Origin of the sequence: Knoellia pratensis (genome assembly GCF_042666395.1) — a bacterium.
In the GTDB taxonomy this organism is placed as follows: Bacteria; Actinomycetota; Actinomycetes; order Actinomycetales; family Dermatophilaceae; genus Knoellia; species Knoellia pratensis.
In genome coordinates this window covers 167,959-190,133 of the sequence record NZ_JBHTDJ010000004.1, presented here as the reverse complement: position 1 = coordinate 190,133, position 22,175 = coordinate 167,959, and the positions used below count along the sequence as shown (strand labels likewise).

The window sequence follows — 22,175 nt, the reverse complement described above, 5'->3', positions numbered from 1 at the left end:
GACTCCTAGCGAGGAACGGTGATGACGACGCGGCAGCCGGCGCCGGGTCGAGTGATGACGTCGGCGGTGCCACCAAGGTCGCGCACGCGACCCATGATCGACTGGCTCACGCCGAGACGACCCCGTGAGGCCGCCGAGAGCAGGTGGGTGGGTTCATCGCCGACTCCGTTGTCGCGCACGGTCACGGTGACGGTCTCCCCGTGGTCCTCGAGGAGAAGCCACGCCTTGGCGTCCTCACCGGCGTGCCGGGTGACGTTGTCCAGGGCCGCCGCGACGGCTGCGTCGAGCTCCTCAGCACGGTTCTGCTCCAACGGAACCGGGCCGCCCGGCAGCGAGACGCTGACCCGCTCGCCCTCGTGGGCGCCGAGCAACACCCGCAGGTCGCGACGGAGTTCGCCCTCGACCGACTCGGCGAGGCGGGACCCGACAACGTCCTGTGCGACGAGCCGTCGCAGGGTGCGCTCCTGCTCGGCGGCGAGGGCTCCGAGCTCGGCGCCCTCTCCGCCGATCTCGCCACCGCGTCGATGGATGAAGGCCAGTGTCTGCAGGACACCGTCGTGGACGACGCGGGCCAGGCGCTCGCGCTCACGCAGTCGCTCCCGTTCGGCGACGACCTGCTCGTAGCGGTACAACCCTCCACGCGCGAGGTCGACGGCCAGCCCGATCAGGCCACCGAGCAGGAAGAGCAGGATGATGTTGTGCCACGTGCCGCCGTTCGGGGTCCCGATCTCGAGGATGTCGGCGGCGGCGATGATGCCCGCGGCGACGAGGCCGCCCAGTCGGCCGTGCAGGACTGCCGCCCCGGCGACACCTCCTGCCGCCCACATCGTCGGCAGCGTCAGCGTGCCGCCAGCAACATCCTCGGGGTGGTCGGCGAGCAGCGTCGCAAAGATGCCGCCCACCGCGAGCCCCAGTTCCACGGCGAGCAGCCAGGTCGTGCGGCGACGGAACACGAGCAGCAGCAGGCTGAAGCCCATGAGGACGGCGATGGTCGTGAACGCCACCCACGGCCGCGCCATCGTCTCGTAGCGCTCCCACACCAGGAACCCGGCATACAGGGCTGCAGCGGGCCGGAAGTAGTCGAGTCCGCGAGAGAACGCCTCGATGATGACGGGTTCGGAACGCCCGGTTCGCACCGAGCGATACGTCACCCCGAACAGAGCCCCCCGGCGGTTCATGAGCTCAGCCTGCACGTTGTTCGTCGGTGTCGAGTTCGCGCTCGAGCTCGTCGACGGCGCGGCCCGGCTTGGCCGCCTCGGCCTGTTCACGCTGGAGGATCTTCTTGGCGCGGGTGAGACGGTCCTTCATCGAACCGGCATACATGTCGACGTACTCCTGGCCGGAGAGCTCCATGAGCGCGTACATCACCTCGTCGGTGATGGACCGCAGGACGAAACGGTCGTCCTCCATGCCCTTGTAGCGGGAGAAGTCGAGGGGCTTCCCGACCCGGACACCGACACGCATGATCTTGGGGACCACCTGGCCCGTGGGCTGCGCCTTGTCGGTGTCGATCATGGCCACGGGGATGACGGGAACACCGGCCTCGAGGGCCATGCGCGCGACGCCGGTCTTGCCCCTGTACAGGCGACCGTCGGGCGAGCGGGTGCCCTCGGGATACAGGGCCAGCAGCTCGCCTCGCCGCAGGATCTTCAGCCCGGTGTTGAGTGCGGCCTCGCTGGCCTTGCCACCCGAGCGATCAACGGGCACCTGGCCCGCGCCGCGGAAGAACGCGGCCGTCAGCCTGCCCTTGAGCCCCACCCCGGTGAAGTAGTCGGCCTTGGCGAGGAAGGTGATGCGACGCGGGACGACGAGCGGCAGGAAGATCGAGTCCGAGAACGACAGGTGGTTGCTCGCGAAGATCGCGCCACCGGTCTCGGGGATGTGCTCCTCACCCTCGACCCAAGGGCGGAACAGGATCTTGAGCAGCGGTCCCAAGATCACCGTTTTGAGCACCCAGTAGAACACCGTCGTCCTTTCCGTCGAGTTTCGTTGACTCTAGTGCACGGTGTGCTCGATACCGGTCGGACTAATCCGATCCCGGACAACGTTGCGACAGTGTGTTCGGTGCACATCCAGTCTCGGCCATGGCACCATTTCTCCTGTTCGTCCCCATCCCCGTGAGGCAGCCATGAGTGAGCGTGACATCGACGCCGAGTTCGACGCGATCGTTGCCCGCTGGGACGACGACACCTTGCAGCCGCCCAAGCCGCGCACCGTCCAGGACATCACGACGGCGTATGCCGCCCTCTCCCGTCCCGAGCCCACCGCACCCGAGCCGGTGGTCGAGAACGACGAGACCACCGAGCCTGGGGCCGTGGCCCCAGAGGTCGAGAAGATCGTCGACCCCGAGCCCCCTGCGGTCGCACCCAAGGCTCCACCGGAGGTCTGGCGCGAGGGTCCGAGCATCGACGCCGAGGACGACGACCACTTCGAGCCCGGCCCGGTGCAGCTCCCGCCGGGCGAGGACCTCGGCTACTGGGGCGCGATCGTCGGTCTCGTGGGCGGTCCGCTCCTCATGATCTGGATCGCCCTGACCGGCCCGTTCTATCGCGGCTGGTGGATCCTCGGCGCGATCGTGCTGTTCCTCGGCGGATTCGCCCTGCTCGTCATGCGGTCACCGCGGCTGCGCGATCCCCACGACGACGACGGTGCCCGCGTCTGAACCCCGCACCACCCTGTCGTGCGCACTCCCGCACGCCTTCCGCGCGCGCTACTGCATCGTAGGCGGGGTGATCACGCCCCTTACGGTGCGGTAGGCGGCGCGGTTGGTTCCTGGAGCGTGAGGTCGACCCACGTGGGTCGGTGGTCACTGCCGGCGATGAGGTCGGCCTCGGCGATCGGGAGGTCGACGTGGGGTTCGGCCTGCAGGCCGGCCGACGCGAAGATCACGTCGAGGACCTTGCGCGGACGCGTCGCCGGATAGGTCGGGGTCAGGGGTGAAACCAGACGCATCACCCCAGCGAAGGCCTTCCACGCCTCCCCCGAGTCCCCCTCATTGAGATCTCCGGCGAGGACCACTTCGCCGCCGACGTTGATCGTCTGCAGGATGACCCGGGCGTGGGCAGCGCGCTCGTGGGCATGCAGGCTGAGGTGGACGCTTGCGACGGCGACGGGTTCGCACCCAGGTGCAGAGACCCGGGCCACGGCGAAGCCACGCGTGCGCTCCAGTCGCGCAACCCGGAGCCGGTGGTGGATGGACTCGACGACGTCGACCCGCTCGGACGTGAAGATGGTCGTACCGCCGCTCCCACGGTGCCGGCCAGTCCACGACATCCCGCAGTTGCGCGCAAAGTTCGCGACCCGCCTCGTCGAGAACAGCCGCCTCGGAACCTCCTGGAGGCACAGCACGTCCGGGTCGATGGCCCGCACGACCCGCGCCGCGGCATACGGGTCCTCGAGGAAGTCCCGGGTGTTGTAGCTCGCGATCCGGATCGTCGTCATGCCCGGCCCATCTCCGCCTGGCTCAGGACCGCGAGTCGTTGCGGGCGAGGTCGGCGGCCCCGATGAGACCGGCCTCATTGCCGAGCCTGGCCGCGACGATCCGGGCCTCGGGCCGATAGCCACGTCCGGTGAGGCGCCGCCGGAACGTGTCCCGCGCCGGTCCGAGCAACAGCTCCCCGGCGGCCGAGACACCACCGCCGATGACGAACGTGCCCGGATCGAAGGCAGCCGCGAGGTTGGCGATGCCGATGCCGAGCCAGTGGCCGATCTCGGCGAGCAGCTCAATGGACGTGGCGTCGCCGTCACGGGCTGCCTCGGTGACGATCGGTCCGGTCAGCTCGTCCGCACGTCCGTCGACGCGGGCTGCGAGGTCGGTGGCGACGGGGGAGTTCGCGAGGATCATTGCCCGGGCCTCGCGCACGAGCGCGTTGCCGGAGGCGTACTGCTCCCAGCACCCCCGGTTGCCGCACTCGCAGCGCTGTCCCTCGGGCACGACCTGCATGTGGCCGAACTCGCCCGCGATGCCGAACCGGCCGCGGAACACCTCGCCATGGATGAGGATCGCCCCACCGATACCGGTGCCGAGGTTGACCATGACGACGTCCGAATCGCCCTGTGCTGCACCGAATCTCCACTCGGCCCAGCACGCAGCGTTGGCGTCGTTGTCGACCAGGATGGGGGCGTCGATGCGCTTGCTCAGCGCGTCACGCAGCGGTTCGTCACGCCACGACAGGTGCGGCGCGAAGACGACCGTCGCGCGGTCTGCGGCGACAAAACCCGCCGCGCCGATGCCCACGGCCACCACGTCGGGATGCTGCGCGCGCAGCTCCTCGACGACGTCGACGATGGTGTCCTCGACGACCCGCGGGCGCTTGGAGCGATGAGGGGTGTCGCGGCGCGCACGCACCAGGATCTCGCCGTTCTCGTCGACGACTCCCCCTGCCACCTTGGTCCCGCCGATGTCGATGCCGATGGCCAGACTCATGAGAGCTCCTCCTCGTCGACGACGGCTATGGGTTCGGTGCGCGGCCCGCGATCTGCGGGGGCTCGCTCAGCCTGGGCGGACGACGATTCCGTATGCCGGCTCGCCAGGTCCGCGAGCAGCGTCGCCGCCGCTGTGGCCAGGTCGGCGAGACGACCGAGGGTCTCGGGACTCACGCCCTTGAGCAGGGTCACCGAGCGACAGACCGGGCACCAGGTGCAGCTCTCGGCGTCACCCATGGCGACGTGGACGTGCTCGGGGGGTGCCGAAGCGTCGTCGCCAGATTCGGGCGACCCACCCGATTCGGCTGTGTCAGAAGGGAACTCGTCACGAGGTGCTCGGGTGCGTCCCAAGGCCTCGAGCAGCTTCGCTGCCTCGTCGGCCACGGAACCCACGGCGGCGTCGAGTCGCGCATCAGCGTCCACGGGGCCACACCTCCTCATCGCGTTCGAAGCGCACCCGCAGTTCACCCGAGCGCACCCCTGCATTCTTGACGATGCAGCGCCGCAGCACAGAGGGCAGGGCAATGACTCTGCGCACACCTCCGACGTCGACGACGAGGTCGTCAGCGCGACGGGCCAGCTCGACGTCGCCCGAGCGTGCCAGCGGCAACGGCAGGAGGAGCACGAATTCGGCGCCGTCAGCCTCGACCCGCAGGCCCTGGGAACGCACCGGCGCATCGAGCGGGGGAAGTTCGCCGTCGAGGGCGCTGGTCTGCCCGGCGAGGCCTGCGAGGGCGTCGACGCCGGTCGGTTCACCGGCGAGGTACGGGGCGGTGAGGACGGGGGTGCCGTGGAAGGACTCGGTGATCGTCGTGATGCCGGCGGCCTGCGCGGTGTTCCAGGCGGCCCGCCACGGATCGTCGTCGATCGGGATGACGCGGTTCACGACAACGGCATCCACGGCATACCCATGCAGTGAAAGGGACGTGAGGATCCGCCGAGCCTCGGCGATGACGACGTTCTCGGGGGTGAGGACGATGCGCACGCTGGCCCGGTCGGAGGTGAGCATGGTGCGGATGTCGGCCATGTGCGCCCGCCAGGTCGCGATGACGTCGAGCACGGCGCCGTTCGGCATCGGGAGGCCGGCGGCCGCTGCTGCAGCTGGACGCATGGCCGTGAGCAGCCGGCGCTGGGCGGGCATGAGACGGTCGAGGTGCCAGCCCAGGACCTCGGGCAGGGCCAGCAGCCGCAGGGTCTCGGCCGTAGGTGCGCAGTCGACGACGATGACATCCCACTCGCCGCTGGCGGCGTGGTGGCCGAGCGTGAGCAGTGCGCTGATCTCATCGGCACCCGGAAGCGCGGTGAACTCCTCGGCCACGACCGGGTCGACGCCGACCGAGTCGAGGACCGTGAGCAGGTAGTCGCGAAGGGTCCCCCAGTCAGCAGCCACACTCGTGCGGGACCCGACAGCCTGGGCGTGGAGGCGCTCCTCGACCTGCAGGGTCTGCTCCCACGACGGGGACGTGCGCAGGTCGACGTCGAGCGCGTCGCCCAGGCTGTGCGCGACGTCCGTGGACATGACAAGGGTCCGTCGGCCCGCGCGGGCGGACTCGACGGCCATCGCGGCAGCAGTCGTCGTCTTGCCGACCCCGCCCTTGCCGGTGACGAGGACGACGCGCGGACTGGCGGGCGCCGTGGAGGCCGGCACAGCCGTCGGCACGATGTCGTCGTCGCTCAGGTGAGGGACTCGACGCGCTTCTTGAGCTCCTTGAGCGCCGTGTCGATGATGACCTTCTCGGCCTTGCGCTTGAGCATGCCGATCATCGGGATCTTGACGTCCGCGGCGAGGGCGTAGGCCACCTGCGTCCCGTCACCGTCCTGGGTGAGCGTGTAGGTGCCGTCGAGAGCCTTGAGGACACCGGCCCGCACGAGCTTCCAGGACACCGAACCGGAGCCGTCCTCGGCGATGCCGTCCCAGTTGTACTCCAGGACATAGGTGTCCTTGATGGCCCCCGCGTCGAGGACGTACTCGACCTGATCGGCCCATCCATCGCCGTCCTCACTGAGGATCGTCACGGTTTTCACCTGCTCGGCCCACTGCGGGTAGGCCTCGAAGTCTGCGATCACGTCGAGCACGGCGCCCGGGTCGGCGGCAATGTGGACGGAGGAAGACGTGCTGTCTGTCATAGGCGCAGGCTACCGGGCGCGATGCTGCCTCTAGGATCAAGGGACGGGGGATGTCGCGTCCACCGTCCAGCCGCCGGTGAGCTGGGGCGACGACGACGTTGCGCCCAGTCGAAGGAGAGCACGTTGCACGAGAAGACCACTCCCGCCCTCGCCCCCGCGACCACCGAGGGCAGTCTCGCTGACCTCCCCCTGCGGCATCGCAGCAACACCCCTGACCGTCACCTCTTCGGCGTGCGCGACGGTGCCGTCTGGCGCGACATCACCGCCAAGGAGTTCGCCGACCAGGTCGACGACCTGGCCAAGGGTTTCCTCGCCGCAGGCATCACCCCCGGCAGTGCGGTCGCCATCATGTGCCGCACACGCTACGAGTGGACCCTCACCGACTTCGCCCTGTGGGCCGCTGGCGCAATCCCCGTCCCCATCTATGAGACCTCCTCCCCCGACCAGGTCGAGTGGATCCTCAAGGACTCCGGTGCCATCGGCGTCGTCCTCGAGACCGAGAAGCACGCCAGCGCCCTCGCGAGCGTGTCGGCCAACCTTCCCGACCTCGCCCACACCTGGCTCATCGACAACGGCGACCTCGACACCCTCGCCGAGAGCGGCGCCTCGTCGGACGACGCGACGCTGACCACGGCCCGGGCCGACATCGACCGCCACTCGGTCGCGACGATCATCTACACGTCCGGCACGACCGGCCGCCCCAAGGGCGTCGAGCTCACCCACGGCAACTTCCTCGACCTGACCGAGAACACCGTCGAGAAGCTCAAGAACGTCGTCTCCGTCGATGGCGCGTCGACCCTGCTCTTCCTCCCCCTGGCCCACGTCTTCGCGCGCCTCATCGAGGTCCTCTGCCTCCAGGCGGGCGCCAAGATGGCCCACTCGGCCGACATCAAGACGTTGCTCGACGACTTCGCGACCTACCAGCCGACGTTCATCCTCGCCGTGCCGCGTGTCTTCGAGAAGATCTACAACTCCGCCGAGGCCAAGGCCGTCGCCGGCGGCAAGGGCAACATCTTCGCCAAGGCCGCCGAGACCGCCGTCGCGTGGTCCGAGGCCCAGCAGGCCGGCTCTGTCGGCTTCGGCCTCAAGGCCAAGCACGCCGTCTTCGACAAGCTCGTCTACAGCAAGCTGCGCGATGCCATGGGCGGCAAGGTCCAGTACGCCGTCTCCGGTGGCGCTCCCCTCGGCACGCGCCTCGGCCACTTCTTCCGCGGCATCGGCGTGACGATCCTCGAGGGCTACGGCCTCACCGAGACGACCGCGCCGATCACGGTCAACCTGCCCGAGCGCCTCAAGGTCGGCACCGTCGGCCCGCCGCTGCCCGGATCCACGATCCGCATCGCCGACGACGGCGAGATCCTCGTCAAGGGCGTCCAGGTCTTCACCAGCTACCGCAACAACCCCGAGGCCACGGCCGAGTCCATCCGCGACGGCTGGTTCCACACCGGCGACATCGGTGAGCTCGACGAGGACGGCTACCTCAAGATCACCGGGCGCAAGAAGGAGATCCTCGTGACCGCGGGCGGCAAGAACGTCGCACCCGCCGTCCTCGAGGACCGCCTGCGCGCGCACCCGCTCATCTCCCAGTGCATCGTCGTCGGCGACCAGAAGCCGTTCATCGGCGCCCTGCTCACCATCGACGAGGAGATGCTTCCGGGCTGGGCCGCCAACAACGGCCTCGAGGGCATCACCCCCGCCAAGGCGCACACCGACGAGAAGATCCTCGCCGAGCTGCAGAAGGCCGTTGATGACGCCAACACGGCGGTGTCCAAGGCCGAGTCGATCCGCAAGTTCGCTGTCCTCGAGTCCGACTTCACCGAGGAGTCGGGCCACCTGACGCCGTCCCTCAAGCTCAAGCGCAACATGGTCATGCGCGACTACGCGGACGAGGTCGATGCGCTCTACGGCGGCTGATCCCACCTCGCGCTCGACCGGCTCCACCCGCTCCTTCGCAACGACCGGGTATGCCGCGTGCGCGCTTGCCGCTCTCTGGCTCGCCTATCTCGGCGTGCTCCAGTGGAGCGTCGTCCGGTTCCGCTTCCCGATCGTGCTCACCCTCACGGTGGCCGCGGTCGGGCTCGGCGTCTGGTTGTGGCGACGAACCGAGATCCGTTCTGCCCCACCGTGGCTCGTGCCCTTCGTGCTGCTCGCGTCGGTCGCGATCACGTGGGCCGTCCCCCTCTTCAGCTATCTGCGCGGTGGCTCGCTCACCGCGGCCCTGACCGTCCTCACGGTTGTCGGCGTCGGCGCGGCGGGGCTCCTGGCTGCGCCGACAGCGGCACGTTCGCGGGCGGCATACCTGCTCGCCGTTGTCGGCCACGTCGTCACCGCAGCGATCGCCACGATCGGCGACCCCGCGCCCAAGATCGACGTGTGGGTGACGCTGCAGCAGGCGAGTGATGCGCTCGCTCGGGGCGAGAACTTCTACGACATGAACTGGACGAACTCCCCCGGGATCCAGGACGCGTTCACCTACCTGCCGTGGACGACGGTGCTGCTCGCGCCCGGTCGGTGGATCGGTGGGGATGTCCGGTGGGCGATCGCGTTCTGGTCGGTCGTGCTCTTCGCGGGCATCTGGGCGCTCGCGAAACCGCGTCCCGGTGACGAGCCAGGTTCCGCGTGCGCGACGGCGCTGCGTGCCACGATCCCCGTGACGGTGCTCGTCGTCGCTCCTGGGACGCTCACCCAGATCGACCAGGCCTGGACCGAACCGCTGCTCGCCGCCGGCCTCGTGTGGTGGGCCGTCCTCGTCCGGCGTGGGCACGCGTGGTGGGCGATCGTGCCGCTCGCGTTGGCCTGCGCGAGCAAGCAGCACCTGGCGTTGCTGCTCCCGTTGCTGTTGCTGTGGCGGCCGTTCGGGGCGCGGCGCGCGGTGGCGACCGGTGCCCTCACGGGCGTGCTCATCGCGCCGTGGTTCCTTGCCTCACCCTCGGACTTCGTCCACGACACCATCACGCTGCTCGTCGGCTTCCACCCGATCAAGTTCGCGAACACCTGGTACCTCTGGTTCCTCAACGAGCACGGCATCACGCTGCCGTTCTGGATCACTGGACTCGTGGTCGTCGGTGCGCTCGGTGTGGCCGCGTGGGCGATTCACCGGCGCCAACCCGGGGTGGGTGAGCTGCTGCGGTGGTTCGCCTTCCTCCTGCTCGCGGCCAACCTCGTCAACAAGCAGGCGTTCTACAACCAGTACTGGCTCAGTGCAGCGCTCGTCGCGATCTCGCTCGCCGTGCCAGCACGGGCTCAGGACAACGACGTCCCGGATCTCACTTCGGCGCAGCGAGCTGGTTCAGCTCGGCCAACCACTGCTTCGTGAAGGCAGCGCGGGTCGTGCCGAGCACGTCGACGAAGGCCTTGTCCATCGCCGCATCGGCCAGTGCCGTTGAGTTCGGGTCCCTCGACGCGGCATAGAAGCGCTGCAGGGCGTCCTCGCCGTGGCGCCGCGCGATGAGGTCGACTGCGAGCCACGCCGCGAGATAGGTCGGGCCGATCTCGCCCTGGCTGGGGTCGAAGTCTCCCTGGGTCGGCAACCGCGTCGGCCCCTTGCCCTCGACAACCTTCGCCAGCAGCGGGGCCGCCAGTTCCGCTCTCCTACGCCCGGATCCGGAATAGCCGACGTGGTCGGCAAAACCCTCGACGAGCCACAGGGGCGCGGCCCCCGCGAGGGAGCTGCGGACCGCGACGTGCGTGCTCTCGTGGGTGATGACGAACTGTCGTCCGGCAGGTGTGAGCTTCGCAAAGGCGTCGGGGTTGAGGACGACCCGGTCCCTCCTCGCCAGACCGGACGCGCCGATCGGACCGTCGGTGATGGCCGCGACCTGGCTGAGGTCGTCGGCTCGTCCGACCTGGTCGCGGAAGGCCGTGGCGTCTCGTGGCGCGATGATCGTCACCCGGCGCGGCCACGTGCGCTTCCAGCGCTTGTTCACCTCCGCGACGGCCGTGTCGGCCATTTTTGCGTATGCCGTGAGCGTCGCCCTGTCGACGGTGCCGGTCACGGAGCTGAACCGGCCAGTGACCGTGGTGGCGCCAGCCATCGGCGTCGGCGTCTGCTCACCAGCGGGAGGCGAGGCTGCGATCGTCGGCGAGGCGTTCGGCGCCGGCTGTGGGATCTCCGGGGCGGTCGGCGACTGGGCGACGGAGGCCGAGGTGGTGGGTGCCGGCTCGTCACGGTCGCAGGCCGTGACGAGCGTGAGGAGAAGGGAACCGGCCACAGCAGCAGCGGTGCGGCGGGCACGCGAGGTGCGTCGCGGCATACGCGGATAGTGGTCGGTCAGGGGCACGTGCCCCATGGTGTCAGGCGGGACTCAGCCGGCGGCGATGCCGATGTCGAACGGCACACGCTGGGAGCGCACCGTCGCGGCGAAGTCGGCGGAGATGAGGCCGGCGCGCACGCACGCCGTCACGGCCGCCCGCTCGTCGAGGTCGAGCGGCAGGTCGCTGTCGAGGCCCATGGAGGCCGGGTTGATGAGGGCGGTCACCATGCAGTCGCCGCACTGGATGTCGCGCACCGGGCAGCGCGCGCAGAGGATGGTCAGGCTGTCGTGGGTCAGGTCGTGGGTCATGTCGTCACCCCTTTCGTCTGGGCACCGCCCACGCTAGGAGCCGGCACTGACAAGGGCTGTGTCGGCCCGCTGCGGTGTGGTGGCCCACACCCACTCCGCCCAGAGGTTGCACCGCAGTAGCCTGCGATGCGTGGCCACTCGTATCGCGACCTTCACCAACGGAGACCTCGGCTTCCCCGTGGTCGACACCGGCCCGCTGGAGGGTCCTCCCGTCCTGCTCCTGCACGGGTGGCCGCAGGACCAGCAGAGCTGGGAACAGGTGGCGAAACTGCTCAACGACTCCGGTTATCGGACGTTCGCACCGAACCTTCGCGGGGCCAGCAACTCGGCCAACCCGGCGAGCCGACGCGCGTTCGACGCTGGCTCACTGCGCAGCGACGTCACCGCGATGGTGCGACAGATCGGCCAGCCGGTGCACCTGGTGGGCCACGACTGGGGCGCCGCCCTGGCCTGGAACGTGGCGACCCACCATGCGGAGGTGCTCCGCAGCCTCACCGCTGTCTCGGTCCCCCATCCGGCCGCCTTCATCCGCGCGCTCCTCACGAGCAAGCAGGCGTTCAGCTCTTGGTACATGTACTTCTTCCAGCTCCCCTGGCTCCCCGAACTGGCCCTTGGTTCGAGCTGGCTCATGACCCGGGCCCTCATGACCACGGGCCAGCGACGAGAGCTCGCCGCCCGGGACGCCCGGCGCAACAGCACCTGGAGCCTGCGCCGCGGTGGACTGAACTGGTACCGCGGCGCGGTCACCGAGCTTCCAGACTTCGGTTCGCCAACGCCGGTTCCGGTCCTGCAGGTCTGGAGCGACGGCGACACCGCAGTCCGGCGAGACGGGATCGACCGTACCCACGCCCACGCGGCGGGCACCTACCGCTTGAAGGTTCTCGAGGGTGTGTCCCACTGGGTCCCGGAAGAAGCGCCGGATGAGCTCGCCAGCGAGCTCATCGAGCACTTCGCCGAGGCCGACAGACTGTCCACCTGAGCCGGCGCCACACCTCGAGAGGTCCCCCTCTGGCCGCGCCTCCCGGGACCTGTCGGACCTCGCACCTAGCCTCGCTGACATGCAGATGGTCCAGGGCACCCTCGATGACCTGGGCACACCCCTGTCGGACGTGACGTTCGTCGTCGTCGACCTCGAGACCACCGGCGGCAGCCCGAGCGAGTGCGGCATCACCGAGATCGGTGCCGTCAAGGTGCGCGCCGGCGAGGTGCTCGGCGAGTTCCAGACGTTCGTCAACCCGGGCCAGCCGATCCCTGCGTTCATCTCGGTGCTCACCGGCATCACCGACGCGATGGTGCGCCATGCTCCACGGGTCGAGCCGGCCCTCGTCGCGTTCCTCGAGTTCGCCGCGGGGTCGGTGCTCGTCGCGCACAACGCGGGCTTCGACGTCTCGTTCCTCAAGGCGGCGTGTGCACGGGCCGAGCACGACTGGCCGCGCTTTCCCGTCGTCGACACGGTCCACCTCGCCCGCCAGCTCGTGACCCGCGACGAGGCGCCCAACCACCGGTTGGGTTCTCTTGCAGTGCTTTTCGGCGCGACGACAACTCCGGACCACCGTGCCCTCCACGACGCCCGCGCCACCGTCGACGTGCTCCACGGACTCATCGCCCGTGTCGGCTCGCTCGGGGTGCACTCCCTCGAGGAGCTCAAGGCCTACTCCGCCAAGGTCCCCGCCGCGACCCGGCGCAAGCGCCACCTCGCCGACGGGCTGCCCGAGGCGCCGGGCGTCTACCTCTTCAAGGACGGGCAGGGGCGCGTCCTCTACGTCGGGACGTCGGTGTCGATCCGCACGCGTGTGCGCAGCTACTTCACGGCGTCAGAGAAGCGTCGCCGGATGGCCGAGATGGTCCGCATCGCCGAGTCCGTGACGCCGATCGTGTGTGCCACCCCGCTCGAGGCCGAGGTGCGCGAGCTGCGGCTCATCAAGGAGCACAAGCCGCGCTACAACCGGCAGTCCCGCCACCCGGAGCGCGCCTGGTGGGTCAAACTCACCGTCGAGCCGTTCCCACGGCTCTCGATCGTGCGCGACGTCGCCGATGACGACACCCGCTACATCGGCCCCTTCGCCTCGCGTGGCTCCGCTGCTGACGCCGTCGCTGCCGTCCACGAGGTGCTGCCGCTGCGCCAGTGCCTGGAGCGGTTGTCGGCCACCAAGCCGCGCTCTGCCTGCGCGCTGGCCGACATGGGTCGCTGCGGCGCGCCGTGCACCGGCGCCCAGAGCGTCGACGACTACGCCGGCGTGGTCGCCGAAGCCGTGGCCCTGCTTGCGGGCGACGCCACCTCCGCCGTGTCGACCTGGCGTGACCGGATGGACCACCTCGCCGAGCAGGAACGCTTCGAGGACGCCGGCATCGCGCGCGACCGGATGCTCAGCCTCGTGCGCGGCGCTTCCCGCGCCCAGCGACTCGATCCCCTGTCCCGGACCGCCGAGCTGATCGCCGCCCGGCGCAGCGAGACCGGCGGCTGGGAGGTCATGTGCATCCGCTACGGGCGTCTGGCCGGGAGCTCGCTGTCACCACGTGGAGCCGACCCCATGCCCTACGTCGAAGCCCTCCGGGCCAGCGCCGAGGTCGTGCCCACTCCCCTGCCGCCCGCCACGTCGGCGACGCCCGAGGAGAGCGAGCGGATCCTGCGCTGGCTGGACGCCCCCGGGGTGCGCGTCGTCGACATCGACGGTGCGTGGACGTGTCCCGTCGGCGGTGCGACGGGTGTGCGTCACGCCCTCGAGCCGGTCGAGGCGTCGAAGCGCGCGACCCCGGGGTTCCGCTCAGCGGGCTGAAGCAGCCCCCTGTCGATCAGGGATCAGGCCACGTAACCTTCGAAGACCTGAACCCCGTCGAGGTTGCCATTCGTGCTCGTCGAACGGTTGGTGTTGAAGTACAGCTTTCCGTCCTTGCTGTTGATCCCGAGACTCTCGATCTCGAACTTGCTGTACTTGGCAGAGGTGATGCGGAAGGACGTGTCCTTTGAGGGCGCGAGGACCCCCGTCGACGTGGAGGTCACATTGCGGTAGACCAGCACGACGCTGACGTTCGCCTTGGTGAGCGGGTAGTAGAGGACCTTCTTGGACTCGTGATAGAAGAAGCCCTGGCTCACGAAGCCGGTCAGGTCGATCGGCTTTCCACCGACCAGCGCGCCAGAGGTCTTGAGGGTGAAGGCCTTCGTGATGTTGATGGTCCCCGTGTTGGCGGTCGCGGGAAGGCTACCCTTGTAGACCGTCGAGCCGCTCTTGAAGAAGAAGTCGATCTTCGTCGACGTGACCAGGACGCGGTTGATGCCGGACACGGCCTTGGTGGCCCCGTTCTCCTTCACCGTGAAACGGCCGACCTCCTTGTAGGTGTTGCCCGAGTAGCTCAACTTCTTGACTTGGTACCCGGTGGACGACATCGTGACGATGAAGAAGTGGTTGACCCCACCGATGGTCGCGATCGTCATGTCGTTGGCGTGTCCCAGGCCCGCGATGGACTTCGAGTTGTTGGCACCGTTCGTCATCACCTGCGGAACCTCGGTGGCATTGGGTACGCGGTAGATGACGGCCGACCCGTCGTCCCTGCTGCGGTTCTTGATCGAGTAGTTGTAGTCGGCGCCAACGGCGAAACCCTGAGCGCCGGTGTGCTCGCCCACGTTGGGGGTCGCCCCTTCTTCCTGGTACGTGTTGAAGTAGCCGGTGCCAGCCTGACCGGGGGGCGCGGTCGCGATGACCATCCCCAATATCCCCGCGGCCACGAAGAGTCGACGTGTGGTGAGTCGCATGCTGATGTGCTCCCTCAAAGTCCTGCGTTGTGAGTGAGACCTCGGACCGAAGCCCCCCGAAATGAGGCTAGGTCGGGCAAGGTGGACCTGCAACCGCTGGCGATGGGGAGCACTCCCCGCGAGAGGAAAGCGCCCCGCATGTCCTATCCCCCGCCCCTGTACACCGGCGACCACGGCGAGAAGTCGGCGTGGGTCCGGCCCGGTGGCAGCGAGCCAGATCTGGTGTACCCCAACGGAAATCGCGTCCACTACGTCGCTCGCGGTGAGGCGACCGGAGGTCTCTTCGGCCTCTATCGCTGGGAGTTCGCCGGTCCACCCAGCGGCCCCGGCTCCCACTTCCACAGGACCATGTCCGAGTCGTTCTACGTCCTTGACGGCATCGTCACGATCTTCGACGGCAACCGCTGGATCAAGGCCGGTTCGGGCGACTTCCTCCACGTGCCACCGGGCGGCCTCCACGGGTTCCGCAACGAGGACGGGCCTGCCACGATGCTCCTGCACTTCGCGCCGGGTGCGCCGCGCGAGGCCTACTTCGAAGGTCTTGCGCGAGGCGGTGGCGTGGCCGCCATGAGTGCGGAGCAACACGTCGAGTTCATGGCTGCCCACGACAACTTCTGGGACGGCGACTGACCCGACTACGCTGCAAAGCGTGATCACCGCCATCGTTCTCATCACTGCCGACGTCAACCGGATCCCCGAGGTGGCCCAGGAGGTCGCCGAGCTCGACGGCGTGAGCGAGGTCTACTCCGTCGCCGGGGACGCCGACCTCATCGCCATGGTGCGCGTCCGCCAGCACGACGAGCTCGCCAAGGTCATCGCCGACCGCCTCAACAAGGTCGAAGGCGTCACGGGCACTGCGACCCACATCGCCTTCCAGACCTACTCCAAGCACGACCTCGAGGCCGCCTTCAGCCTCGGTCTCGAATAACGAGCCACTCGACTTCGTGCCCCTCACGGACACGCATCCTCGGCCGTAGGCCCCTTTCGTGTCCGTGAGGGGCACGAAGTCGGACAGCAAGACAGCGTATGCCGTCCGGCTCAGTTCGCCGCGACAGCGCGACTTGCGGTGACCCAACGGTCCAACAGCGCGGCTGCCTCACCCGCGTCGATCGCCCGGGCGGCCCGCTCCACGCCTGAACGGATCGCCGCGTGGATCTCTGCCGCCGAGGTGCCAGCGGCACCTGCTGCAACCGCAAGGGCCGTGCCGGTGTTGAAGAGGACCGCGTCACGCGCCGGACCCTTGTCGCCGGCGAACACCCGCCGAGCCACCTCGGCGTTCTGGTCGGCGAGTCCGCCCTTGATGCTGTCGATCGTCGACACGGTCAGACCCACGTCGGCCGGGTGCACGGACACCTCGGTGACCTCACCGTCGCGCACCCAGAGGAGCGTCGTCGGGCCGGCGATGGACATCTCATCGAGCCCCTCGTCACCACGAAAGACCGCTGCCGCTGTGCCGCGGTCAGCGAACACCCCCGCGATGATCGGGAGGAAACGGGCGTCCGCGACGCCGACTGCGGCATACCCCGGCTGTGCAGGGTTGGTGAGCGGTCCGAGAAGGTTGAAGGCCGTCGCGACGCCGAGCTCGGCGCGGGCGGGCCCCGCGTGGCGCATCGACGGGTGGAAGGTCTGCGCAAAGCAGAACGTGATCCCCGCGTCCAGCGCGACCTGACGCACCTGGTCAGGGGTGAGGGTGAGGTTGACCCCGAGGGACTCGAGGACGTCGGCGGAGCCGGACTTCGATGACGCGGCGCGGTTGCCGTGCTTGACGACCCTCAAGCCGGTCGCCGCGATGACGACCGACGACATCGTCGAGATGTTGACGGTGCCGAAGCGGTCACCACCGGTGCCGACGATGTCGATGCTCTCGCCGGGCACCTCGATGCGGTGGGCGTGCTCGAGCATCACGTCGGCAAGGCCCCGCACCTCGGCCACGGACTCGACCTTGGAACGCAGAGCCATGAGGAAGCCCGCGACCTGGGCAGGCGTTGCCTCACCGCCCATGATCTGGGTCATCGCCCAGCGGGCCTCGTCGAGCGAGAGGTCCTCACGGGCGAGCAGGCGGGTCAGCAGATCGGGCCACGTCGGACCCGGCGAGGGGATCGTGGCCGCCACGTCAGCTGTGTGCCGCGGCGCGCGTGCGCGCCAGCCCGGCAATCGCCTCGGCGACTTTGATCGGGTCAAGGGGGTGCGGCACGGCGTCGTCGGCCAGCGACCAAGCAGCCAGCCAACCGTCCTGCGGGCGGCCGGTGAGGACGAGGACCGGAGGGCAGTTGTAGATCTCGTTCTTGATCTCGCGGCACAGGCCCAGGCCACCGTTCTTGGCGGCCTCACCGTCGAGGACCACGATGTCCCAGCCACCGGCGTCGAGTGCCTCGGTGACGGCGAACGCCGTGGCGCACTCGAGCCATCGGGTGACCTCGACGTCGCGAGCAGGACGACGTCCCGCTGCTGCGCGCACGGCGTCGCGGGTCGTGATGTCGTCGCTGTAGAGGAGGACCGACACCTGGTGGACAGAGTCGCTTCCAGGGGTCGCCGTGGCCGACGTCGCGTGGTCAACCGAGTGCGCTGAGGTCATGCCTGCATCCTAGCCACGCGGGTTTCCGCGGGCTTTCGTTGGGCATTCCTTCGGCCAACACCACGAACCCGGGGGGCGGTGCAGCATTCACAGACGAATGACGCAATAATGACGCTCGTGGCGATCGCAGAAGCAACGACTCGAGTGTCCGGTCCGGTTCCCAGCATCCCGGACTACGGTCCGGCGACCCGACCCAACATGGTCGCGGTCGGGACGATGGTCTGGCTGGCCAGTGAGCTGATGTTCTTCGCGGCGCTGTTCGCGTTCTACTTCTCGCTCCGCGGCAACCTCCCCCTCCAGTGGACTGAGCGCACCGCCCAGCTCAACGTCCCGTTCGCGTTCGGCAACACGATCGTCCTCGTGGTCTCGTCCGTCTGGTGCCAGCTCGGCGTCTGGAAGGCCGAGAGCGGACAGGTCGCCCGCACCGGCTCACTGCTGAAGTTCAAGCAGTGGGGCATGCGCGAGTGGTACGTCCTGACCTACATCTTCGGCTCGATCTTCATCGCCGGACAGGTCTACGAGTACGCCCACCTCGTGGCCGAGGGCGTCACGCTCAGCACCGACTCGTACTCGTCGATCTTCTACCTCGCGACCGGCTTCCACGGCATGCACGTCACCGGTGGCCTGATCGCCTTCCTGCTCATCATCGGCCGCACGTTCACGACGCGCCGCTACACGCACCTCCAGGAGACGGGCGCCGTCGTCACCTCCTACTACTGGCACTTCGTCGACGTGGTGTGGATCGCGCTGTTCGCGATGATCTACCTGCTGCAGTGACGTGGTTCCCCTGACCACTAGCCTGACCAGCTCCCCCGGACAACACATTCCCAAGACCCCCGACAGGACCGCACCGTGAACGCACTGGCAGCCCGCCGCCGCCACCCGGCAGCGATCGCCATCCTGCTCATGCTCGGCCTTCTCGTCACGGGCTTCGCCTATGCCGCCGTCGCGCCGCAGCCGGCGACGGCCGAGGCAAGCACCGCGAAGGACGTCACCGCAGGCAAGCAGCTCTTCCAGGCCAACTGCGCTTCGTGCCACGGCGTCAACGCCGAGGGACGGGCGACCGGCAACGGCGACAAGATCGCCGGACCCGCGCTCGCCGGCGTCGGAGCAGCAGCCGTGGACTTCCAGATGGGCACGGGCCGCATGCCCATGCGCGCCCCGGGCATCCAGGCCATGCGCGGAGACGTGCAGTTCACCCAGGAAGAGATCGACAAGGTCAGCGCCTACATCGCGTCACTGGCCCCCGGTCCCGCCATCCCTTCCGAGGAGGACGTCGACCCCACCAAGGGTGACCCCGCCAAGGGTGGTGAGCTCTTCCGCGTCAACTGCGCCATGTGCCACAACTTCGCCGGCTCCGGTGGCGCCCTGACCCGCGGCAAGTACGCCCCGTCGCTCATGGGTGTCGAGCCGCACCACATCTACGAGGCCATGGAGTCCGGCCCGCAGTCGATGCCGGTCTTCAACGACGGCAACATCGCTTCCGAGGACAAGCGCGACATCATCGCCTTCCTCAAGTCGGTCGAGGAATCACCGCAGCAGGGTGGACACGCCCTGGGCGCCCTCGGACCCGTCACCGAAGGCTGGTTCGCCTGGTTCTTCGGACTCGGACTCCTGATCGCCGCAGCCGTCTGGCTCGGCCAGAAGTCGGCCTGATCATGCGCACCGCCGCTTCCCACTCTCCGTCGACAGGATCGAACGACCGATGAACGAGCAGGACAGCCACTCCACCGGAGGCGAGGTCACCCCCACGGGTGAGTTCGGATCGGGTGCCGTACGCCTCGACGAGGGCCACGTCGTCGGTCACGGCGGCATCCCCGAGCGTTTCGAGAACCCCGGTTTCGCTCCGCACATCCACCGCGGTGCCGACCTCGACGAGGTCGCCGCCAAGCGGGCCGAACGCACCGTCGGCGGTCTCTTCGTGATCTCCATCCTCGGCACGCTCGGCTTCATCGTCGCCTACTTCGCGATCGACAAGCAGGCGACGATGTTCGTCCCCGGCATCGGGCAGACCAACGCGCTGCACCTGGTCCTGGGTGTCACGATGGCCGCTTCCCTCCTCGGCATCGGCTTCGGCGCGGTCCAGTGGGCCAAGACCCTCATGCCCGACGAGGAGGAGGTCGAGATGCGTCACACGATGCGCTCGGCCGACGAACACCGCGAAGGCTTCGTCGCGATCCTGGGCGACGGCGCGGAGACCTCGCACCTCAATCGTCGTCCGCTCATCAAGTACGCCATGGGTGGCGCGCTGGGCCTGTTCGCTGTCCCGGTCGTCCTGCCGCTCATCGGTGGCCTCGGCCCGATGCCCGGCGACGACCTCTCGGTGACCTTCTGGAACGGTGAAGAAGAGGACGGCAAGTACCCCAACAAGCCGCTCCGCCTCATGCGCGATCCTCAGAACACGGCGATCAAGGCGAGCGAGGTGACCATCGGCTCCGTCTTCCACGTGATGCCCGAGGGTCTTCTCGACCTCGAGCACCACCTTCTCGAGGAGAAGGGCAAGGCGGCCGTGCTGGTCATGCGCCTCGACCCCGACGACATCAAGTCGCAGAAGGAGAAGGACTGGGGCTACCAGGGCATCGTGGCCTACTCCAAGATCTGCACCCACGTCGGTTGCCCCGTGGGTCTCTACGAGCAGCAGACCCACCACCTGCTGTGCCCCTGCCACCAGTCGACCTTCGACGTGACGCAGGACTGCAAGGTGATCTTCGGGCCGGCCAAGCGGCCCCTTCCGCAACTGGCGATTACCGTTGATGATGAGGGTTACCTCATCTCCAAGGGCCCGTTCAAAGAGGCCACTGGACCGAGCTTCTGGGAGCGTGGTTCCGCATGAGCACCGAGACCTTCCCCGCCGATCGTCCGGCGGACCGTCTGCGCGACGGCGACACCGAGGTCACGCCCGGCTCCAGCGCTGCGGCCCGCAAGGCCGGCGGCGTCGCCGGCTGGATCGACGACCGCACCGGCGGTGCCAAGGGAGTCAACTACCTGCTGCGCAAGGTCTTCCCGGACCACTGGTCGTTCATGCTCGGCGAGATCGCGATGTACTCGCTGATCATCTGCCTGCTCTCCGGTGCACTGCTGACCCTCTGGTTCGTCCCCAGCGCCGGACACGTCGTCTATGACGGCTCGTTCGTGCCGCTGCGTGGTCAGGGCATGTCCGAGGCCTACGCCTCGACCCTCGACATCTCGTTCGACATCCCCGGTGGTCTGCTCATCCGGCAGATCCACCACTGGGCCGCGCTCATGTTCATCGTCGGCCTCACGGTCCACATGTTCCGCGTGTTCTTCACCGGCGCCTTCCGCAAGCCCCGCGAGCTCAACTGGGTCATCGGCACCGTCCTCGCGCTCCTCGCAGCCATCGAGGGCTTCGCCGGCTACTCCCTCCCCGACGACCTCCTCTCCGGCACGGGCATCCGCGCCATGGAGGGCTTCGTCCAGACGGCGCCGGTCATCGGTTCCTACCTCGCCTACGCGATCTTTGGCGGACCCTTCCCGGGCGAGGCGATCATCCCCCGCCTCTACTCCGCGCACGTCCTGCTCATCCCGGCGATCCTCGTGGGCCTGTTCACCGCGCACATCGTGCTCGTGGCCGTGCAGAAGCACACGCAGTTCCCCGGCCCGGGTCGCACCAACGACAACGTCGTCGGTTACCGCGTGATGCCGGTGTATGCCGCCAAGGCCGGTGGGTTCTTCTTCATCGTCTTCGGGATCATCGCCCTCATCTCGGCGCTCTTCACGATCAACCCGATCTGGGCCTACGGCCCCTACGACCCCTCCCCCGTGACGGCCGGCTCCCAGCCTGACTGGTACATGGGCGCCTACGACGGGGCACTGCGCCTCCTGCCCGGTTGGCTGGAGACGTCCTTCCTCGGGATCACGCTGTCACTCAACATCGCCCTGGGTGCTCTCGTGCTGTTGCCACTGGTCTACACCGTTCTCGGCGCATACCCGTTCGTCGAGCGCTGGGTCACCGGAGACGACCGCGAGCACCATCTGCTCGATCGCCCGCGCAACGCCCCGACCCGCACCGCCATCGGGATGGCCGGGATCGTGGCCTACTCGGTGTTCATGTTCGCCGCCGGCAACGACATCATCGCCATCAAGCTCGGCATGTCGATCAACGACATCACCTGGGCCTTCCGGATCGGGCTGTTCGTCCTCCCGCCGCTCGCGTTCTGGGTCACCAAGCGCATCTGCCTCAGCCTGCAGCGGCACGACCGTGAGCTCGCACTGCACTCGCGTGAGTCGGGTCGGATCATTCGTGGCGCCGACGGTTCGTACCACGAGCGTCACGACGAGCTCACCGACCGGGAGCGGTGGATTCTCGTGCAGCACGAGCCCGTGGCACCGCTCGAGCTCACGCCCGACGTCGACGAGAACGGCGTGGCTCGCCCCGCGGCCCGCAAGGACCGTCTGCGTGCCAAGGTGTCGCACTTCTACTTCAAGGACGCGGTCAACCCGGTCACCCCGGCCGAGCTGGCAGCCGCGCACCACGACGGCCAGCACGCCGAAGCCATCGAGGCGCACGAGGCGCCCTTCGACTTCGAAGGCATCGAAGGCACCCAGGACCACAGTCCGGGCGAGGGCGGCCAGGGCGCCGACACCGACGCCGGGGCCTCGGAGTCCCGCGGCATCAGCAGCGGCAGCCCCGTCAGGGAGTGATCACCGTGGCGAACCCTTGCGGGTCCGCCACCTGATCCACGACAGCGGCCCCGAGGACTTACGTCCTGGGGGC

Annotated in this window: 23 protein-coding genes; 11 read left to right on the top strand and 12 right to left on the bottom strand. The window is 68.6% G+C overall.

Annotation, left to right across the window (positions count from 1 at the left end; all coding sequences use genetic code 11):
• Positions 1–5: 5 nt before the first annotated feature.
• Complete coding sequence (gene macS, locus ACFQRE_RS17045) at positions 6–1,178, bottom strand: MacS family sensor histidine kinase (RefSeq protein ID WP_380124713.1); 1,173 nt, start codon at positions 1,176–1,178, stop codon at positions 6–8.
• A gap of 4 nt (positions 1,179–1,182) precedes the next feature.
• Positions 1,183–1,965 carry a lysophospholipid acyltransferase family protein gene (locus ACFQRE_RS17040; protein ID WP_380124710.1) on the bottom strand — a complete coding sequence of 261 codons (783 nt, stop codon included), beginning with the start codon at positions 1,963–1,965 and terminating at the stop codon, positions 1,183–1,185.
• A gap of 163 nt (positions 1,966–2,128) precedes the next feature.
• Between ACFQRE_RS17040 and ACFQRE_RS17035 the strand changes: the two genes are divergently transcribed.
• A complete protein-coding gene (locus ACFQRE_RS17035) occupies positions 2,129–2,662 on the top strand; it encodes a hypothetical protein (protein ID WP_380124708.1) in 534 nt (177 codons plus the stop codon).
• Positions 2,663–2,742: 80 nt separating this feature from the next.
• Here ACFQRE_RS17035 and ACFQRE_RS17030 read toward each other — a convergent pair whose 3' ends face one another.
• The 5 genes from ACFQRE_RS17030 to ACFQRE_RS17010 are packed head-to-tail and all read right to left on the bottom strand — an operon-like array spanning position 2,743 to position 6,552.
• Positions 2,743–3,441 carry an endonuclease/exonuclease/phosphatase family protein gene (locus ACFQRE_RS17030; protein ID WP_380124706.1) on the bottom strand — a complete coding sequence of 233 codons (699 nt, stop codon included), beginning with the start codon at positions 3,439–3,441 and terminating at the stop codon, positions 2,743–2,745.
• 22 nt (positions 3,442–3,463) lie between these two features.
• Positions 3,464–4,426, bottom strand: a complete 963-nt coding sequence (locus ACFQRE_RS17025) for an ROK family glucokinase (protein ID WP_380124704.1) — start codon at positions 4,424–4,426, stop codon at positions 3,464–3,466.
• Entirely contained in the window at positions 4,423–4,848 is a 426-nt protein-coding gene (locus tag ACFQRE_RS17020) for a hypothetical protein (protein WP_380124702.1), read from the bottom strand. Before ACFQRE_RS17020 ends, ACFQRE_RS17025 begins: the two co-directional genes overlap by 4 nt.
• On the bottom strand, positions 4,838–6,085 hold the full coding sequence (locus ACFQRE_RS17015; RefSeq protein ID WP_380124700.1) for an ArsA family ATPase: 1,248 nt from the start codon (positions 6,083–6,085) through the stop codon (positions 4,838–4,840). The genes ACFQRE_RS17020 and ACFQRE_RS17015 overlap by 11 nt, the downstream gene beginning before the upstream one ends.
• A gap of 14 nt (positions 6,086–6,099) precedes the next feature.
• The gene (locus tag ACFQRE_RS17010; protein ID WP_380124698.1) at positions 6,100–6,552 is read right to left on the bottom strand and encodes an SRPBCC family protein; all 453 of its coding nucleotides are present in this window, start codon (positions 6,550–6,552) and stop codon (positions 6,100–6,102) included.
• Between the two features lie 123 nt (positions 6,553–6,675).
• Here ACFQRE_RS17010 and ACFQRE_RS17005 point away from each other — a divergent pair, with 123 nt between their 5' ends.
• Together ACFQRE_RS17005 and ACFQRE_RS17000 are read left to right on the top strand one after the other, a co-directional pair.
• Positions 6,676–8,466: an AMP-dependent synthetase/ligase gene (locus ACFQRE_RS17005; protein WP_380124696.1), complete on the top strand. Its 1,791-nt coding sequence runs from the start codon at positions 6,676–6,678 to the stop codon at positions 8,464–8,466.
• Positions 8,447–9,868 carry a hypothetical protein gene (locus ACFQRE_RS17000; RefSeq protein WP_380124694.1) on the top strand — a complete coding sequence of 474 codons (1,422 nt, stop codon included), beginning with the start codon at positions 8,447–8,449 and terminating at the stop codon, positions 9,866–9,868. The genes ACFQRE_RS17005 and ACFQRE_RS17000 overlap by 20 nt, the downstream gene beginning before the upstream one ends.
• On the opposite strand, the gene ACFQRE_RS16995 is transcribed toward ACFQRE_RS17000, so the two are convergent.
• Both ACFQRE_RS16995 and ACFQRE_RS16990 read right to left on the bottom strand, forming a co-directional pair.
• Positions 9,819–10,832: a hypothetical protein gene (locus ACFQRE_RS16995; protein WP_380124692.1), complete on the bottom strand. Its 1,014-nt coding sequence runs from the start codon at positions 10,830–10,832 to the stop codon at positions 9,819–9,821. The genes ACFQRE_RS17000 and ACFQRE_RS16995 overlap by 50 nt on opposite strands.
• Before the next feature lie 24 nt (positions 10,833–10,856).
• Positions 10,857–11,114: a hypothetical protein gene (locus ACFQRE_RS16990; RefSeq protein ID WP_380124690.1), complete on the bottom strand. Its 258-nt coding sequence runs from the start codon at positions 11,112–11,114 to the stop codon at positions 10,857–10,859.
• Positions 11,115–11,244: 130 nt separating this feature from the next.
• On the opposite strand from ACFQRE_RS16990, the gene ACFQRE_RS16985 reads away from it, so the two are divergent.
• Both ACFQRE_RS16985 and ACFQRE_RS16980 read left to right on the top strand, forming a co-directional pair.
• Positions 11,245–12,093, top strand: a complete 849-nt coding sequence (locus ACFQRE_RS16985) for an alpha/beta fold hydrolase (RefSeq protein ID WP_380124688.1) — start codon at positions 11,245–11,247, stop codon at positions 12,091–12,093.
• A gap of 79 nt (positions 12,094–12,172) precedes the next feature.
• A complete protein-coding gene (locus ACFQRE_RS16980) occupies positions 12,173–13,891 on the top strand; it encodes a DEDD exonuclease domain-containing protein (RefSeq protein ID WP_380124686.1) in 1,719 nt (572 codons plus the stop codon).
• 23 nt (positions 13,892–13,914) lie between these two features.
• Here the strand turns inward: ACFQRE_RS16980 and ACFQRE_RS16975 are convergent, their stop codons facing one another.
• Positions 13,915–14,865 (bottom strand): hypothetical protein, encoded by a 951-nt coding sequence (locus tag ACFQRE_RS16975; RefSeq protein WP_380124684.1) that lies wholly within the window; start codon positions 14,863–14,865, stop codon positions 13,915–13,917.
• 138 nt (positions 14,866–15,003) lie between these two features.
• Between ACFQRE_RS16975 and ACFQRE_RS16970 the strand changes: the two genes are divergently transcribed.
• Together ACFQRE_RS16970 and ACFQRE_RS16965 are read left to right on the top strand one after the other, a co-directional pair.
• A complete protein-coding gene (locus ACFQRE_RS16970; protein ID WP_380124682.1) occupies positions 15,004–15,495 on the top strand; it encodes a cupin domain-containing protein in 492 nt (163 codons plus the stop codon).
• 19 nt (positions 15,496–15,514) lie between these two features.
• Positions 15,515–15,793, top strand: a complete 279-nt coding sequence (locus ACFQRE_RS16965; RefSeq protein ID WP_009774610.1) for an Lrp/AsnC family transcriptional regulator — start codon at positions 15,515–15,517, stop codon at positions 15,791–15,793.
• A 110-nt stretch (positions 15,794–15,903) separates the two neighbouring features.
• On the opposite strand, the gene trpD is transcribed toward ACFQRE_RS16965, so the two are convergent.
• Both trpD and ACFQRE_RS16955 read right to left on the bottom strand, forming a co-directional pair.
• The gene (gene trpD, locus ACFQRE_RS16960; RefSeq protein ID WP_380124679.1) at positions 15,904–16,977 is read right to left on the bottom strand and encodes an anthranilate phosphoribosyltransferase; all 1,074 of its coding nucleotides are present in this window, start codon (positions 16,975–16,977) and stop codon (positions 15,904–15,906) included.
• Between the two features lies 1 nt (position 16,978).
• A complete protein-coding gene (locus tag ACFQRE_RS16955) occupies positions 16,979–17,440 on the bottom strand; it encodes a hypothetical protein (protein ID WP_380124677.1) in 462 nt (153 codons plus the stop codon).
• Positions 17,441–17,548: 108 nt separating this feature from the next.
• Here ACFQRE_RS16955 and ctaE point away from each other — a divergent pair, with 108 nt between their 5' ends.
• The 4 genes from ctaE to qcrB all read left to right on the top strand — a co-directional run bounded on the left by ctaE (position 17,549) and on the right by qcrB (position 22,102).
• Positions 17,549–18,217, top strand: coding sequence for an aa3-type cytochrome oxidase subunit III (gene ctaE, locus ACFQRE_RS16950; protein ID WP_380124675.1), 669 nt, complete (start codon positions 17,549–17,551; stop codon positions 18,215–18,217).
• A 75-nt stretch (positions 18,218–18,292) separates the two neighbouring features.
• Entirely contained in the window at positions 18,293–19,096 is an 804-nt protein-coding gene (gene qcrC, locus ACFQRE_RS16945; protein WP_380124673.1) for a cytochrome bc1 complex diheme cytochrome c subunit, read from the top strand.
• 49 nt (positions 19,097–19,145) lie between these two features.
• Complete coding sequence (gene qcrA, locus ACFQRE_RS16940) at positions 19,146–20,273, top strand: cytochrome bc1 complex Rieske iron-sulfur subunit (RefSeq protein WP_380124671.1); 1,128 nt, start codon at positions 19,146–19,148, stop codon at positions 20,271–20,273.
• Positions 20,270–22,102, top strand: coding sequence for a cytochrome bc1 complex cytochrome b subunit (qcrB, locus tag ACFQRE_RS16935; protein WP_380124669.1), 1,833 nt, complete (start codon positions 20,270–20,272; stop codon positions 22,100–22,102). Before qcrA ends, qcrB begins: the two co-directional genes overlap by 4 nt.
• Positions 22,103–22,175: the final 73 nt, after the last annotated feature.

Excerpts from the sequence above, each read along its gene's own strand:
- macS (WP_380124713.1), bottom strand. The coding sequence starts at position 1,178 with ATGAACCGCCGGGGGGCTCTGTTCGGGGTGACGTATCGCTCGGTGCGA.
- ACFQRE_RS17035 (WP_380124708.1), top strand. The coding sequence starts at position 2,129 with ATGAGTGAGCGTGACATCGACGCCGAGTTCGACGCGATCGTTGCCCGC.
- ACFQRE_RS17030 (WP_380124706.1), bottom strand. The coding sequence starts at position 3,441 with ATGACGACGATCCGGATCGCGAGCTACAACACCCGGGACTTCCTCGAG.
- ACFQRE_RS17025 (WP_380124704.1), bottom strand. The coding sequence starts at position 4,426 with ATGAGTCTGGCCATCGGCATCGACATCGGCGGGACCAAGGTGGCAGGG.
- ACFQRE_RS17010 (WP_380124698.1), bottom strand. The coding sequence starts at position 6,552 with ATGACAGACAGCACGTCTTCCTCCGTCCACATTGCCGCCGACCCGGGC.
- ACFQRE_RS17000 (WP_380124694.1), top strand. The coding sequence starts at position 8,447 with ATGCGCTCTACGGCGGCTGATCCCACCTCGCGCTCGACCGGCTCCACC.
- ACFQRE_RS16990 (WP_380124690.1), bottom strand. The coding sequence starts at position 11,114 with ATGACCCACGACCTGACCCACGACAGCCTGACCATCCTCTGCGCGCGC.
- ACFQRE_RS16980 (WP_380124686.1), top strand. The coding sequence starts at position 12,173 with ATGCAGATGGTCCAGGGCACCCTCGATGACCTGGGCACACCCCTGTCG.
- ACFQRE_RS16975 (WP_380124684.1), bottom strand. The coding sequence starts at position 14,865 with ATGCGACTCACCACACGTCGACTCTTCGTGGCCGCGGGGATATTGGGG.
- ACFQRE_RS16970 (WP_380124682.1), top strand. The coding sequence starts at position 15,004 with ATGTCCTATCCCCCGCCCCTGTACACCGGCGACCACGGCGAGAAGTCG.
- ACFQRE_RS16955 (WP_380124677.1), bottom strand. The coding sequence starts at position 17,440 with ATGACCTCAGCGCACTCGGTTGACCACGCGACGTCGGCCACGGCGACC.
- ctaE (WP_380124675.1), top strand. The coding sequence starts at position 17,549 with ATGACGCTCGTGGCGATCGCAGAAGCAACGACTCGAGTGTCCGGTCCG.
- qcrA (WP_380124671.1), top strand. The coding sequence starts at position 19,146 with ATGAACGAGCAGGACAGCCACTCCACCGGAGGCGAGGTCACCCCCACG.
- qcrB (WP_380124669.1), top strand. The coding sequence starts at position 20,270 with ATGAGCACCGAGACCTTCCCCGCCGATCGTCCGGCGGACCGTCTGCGC.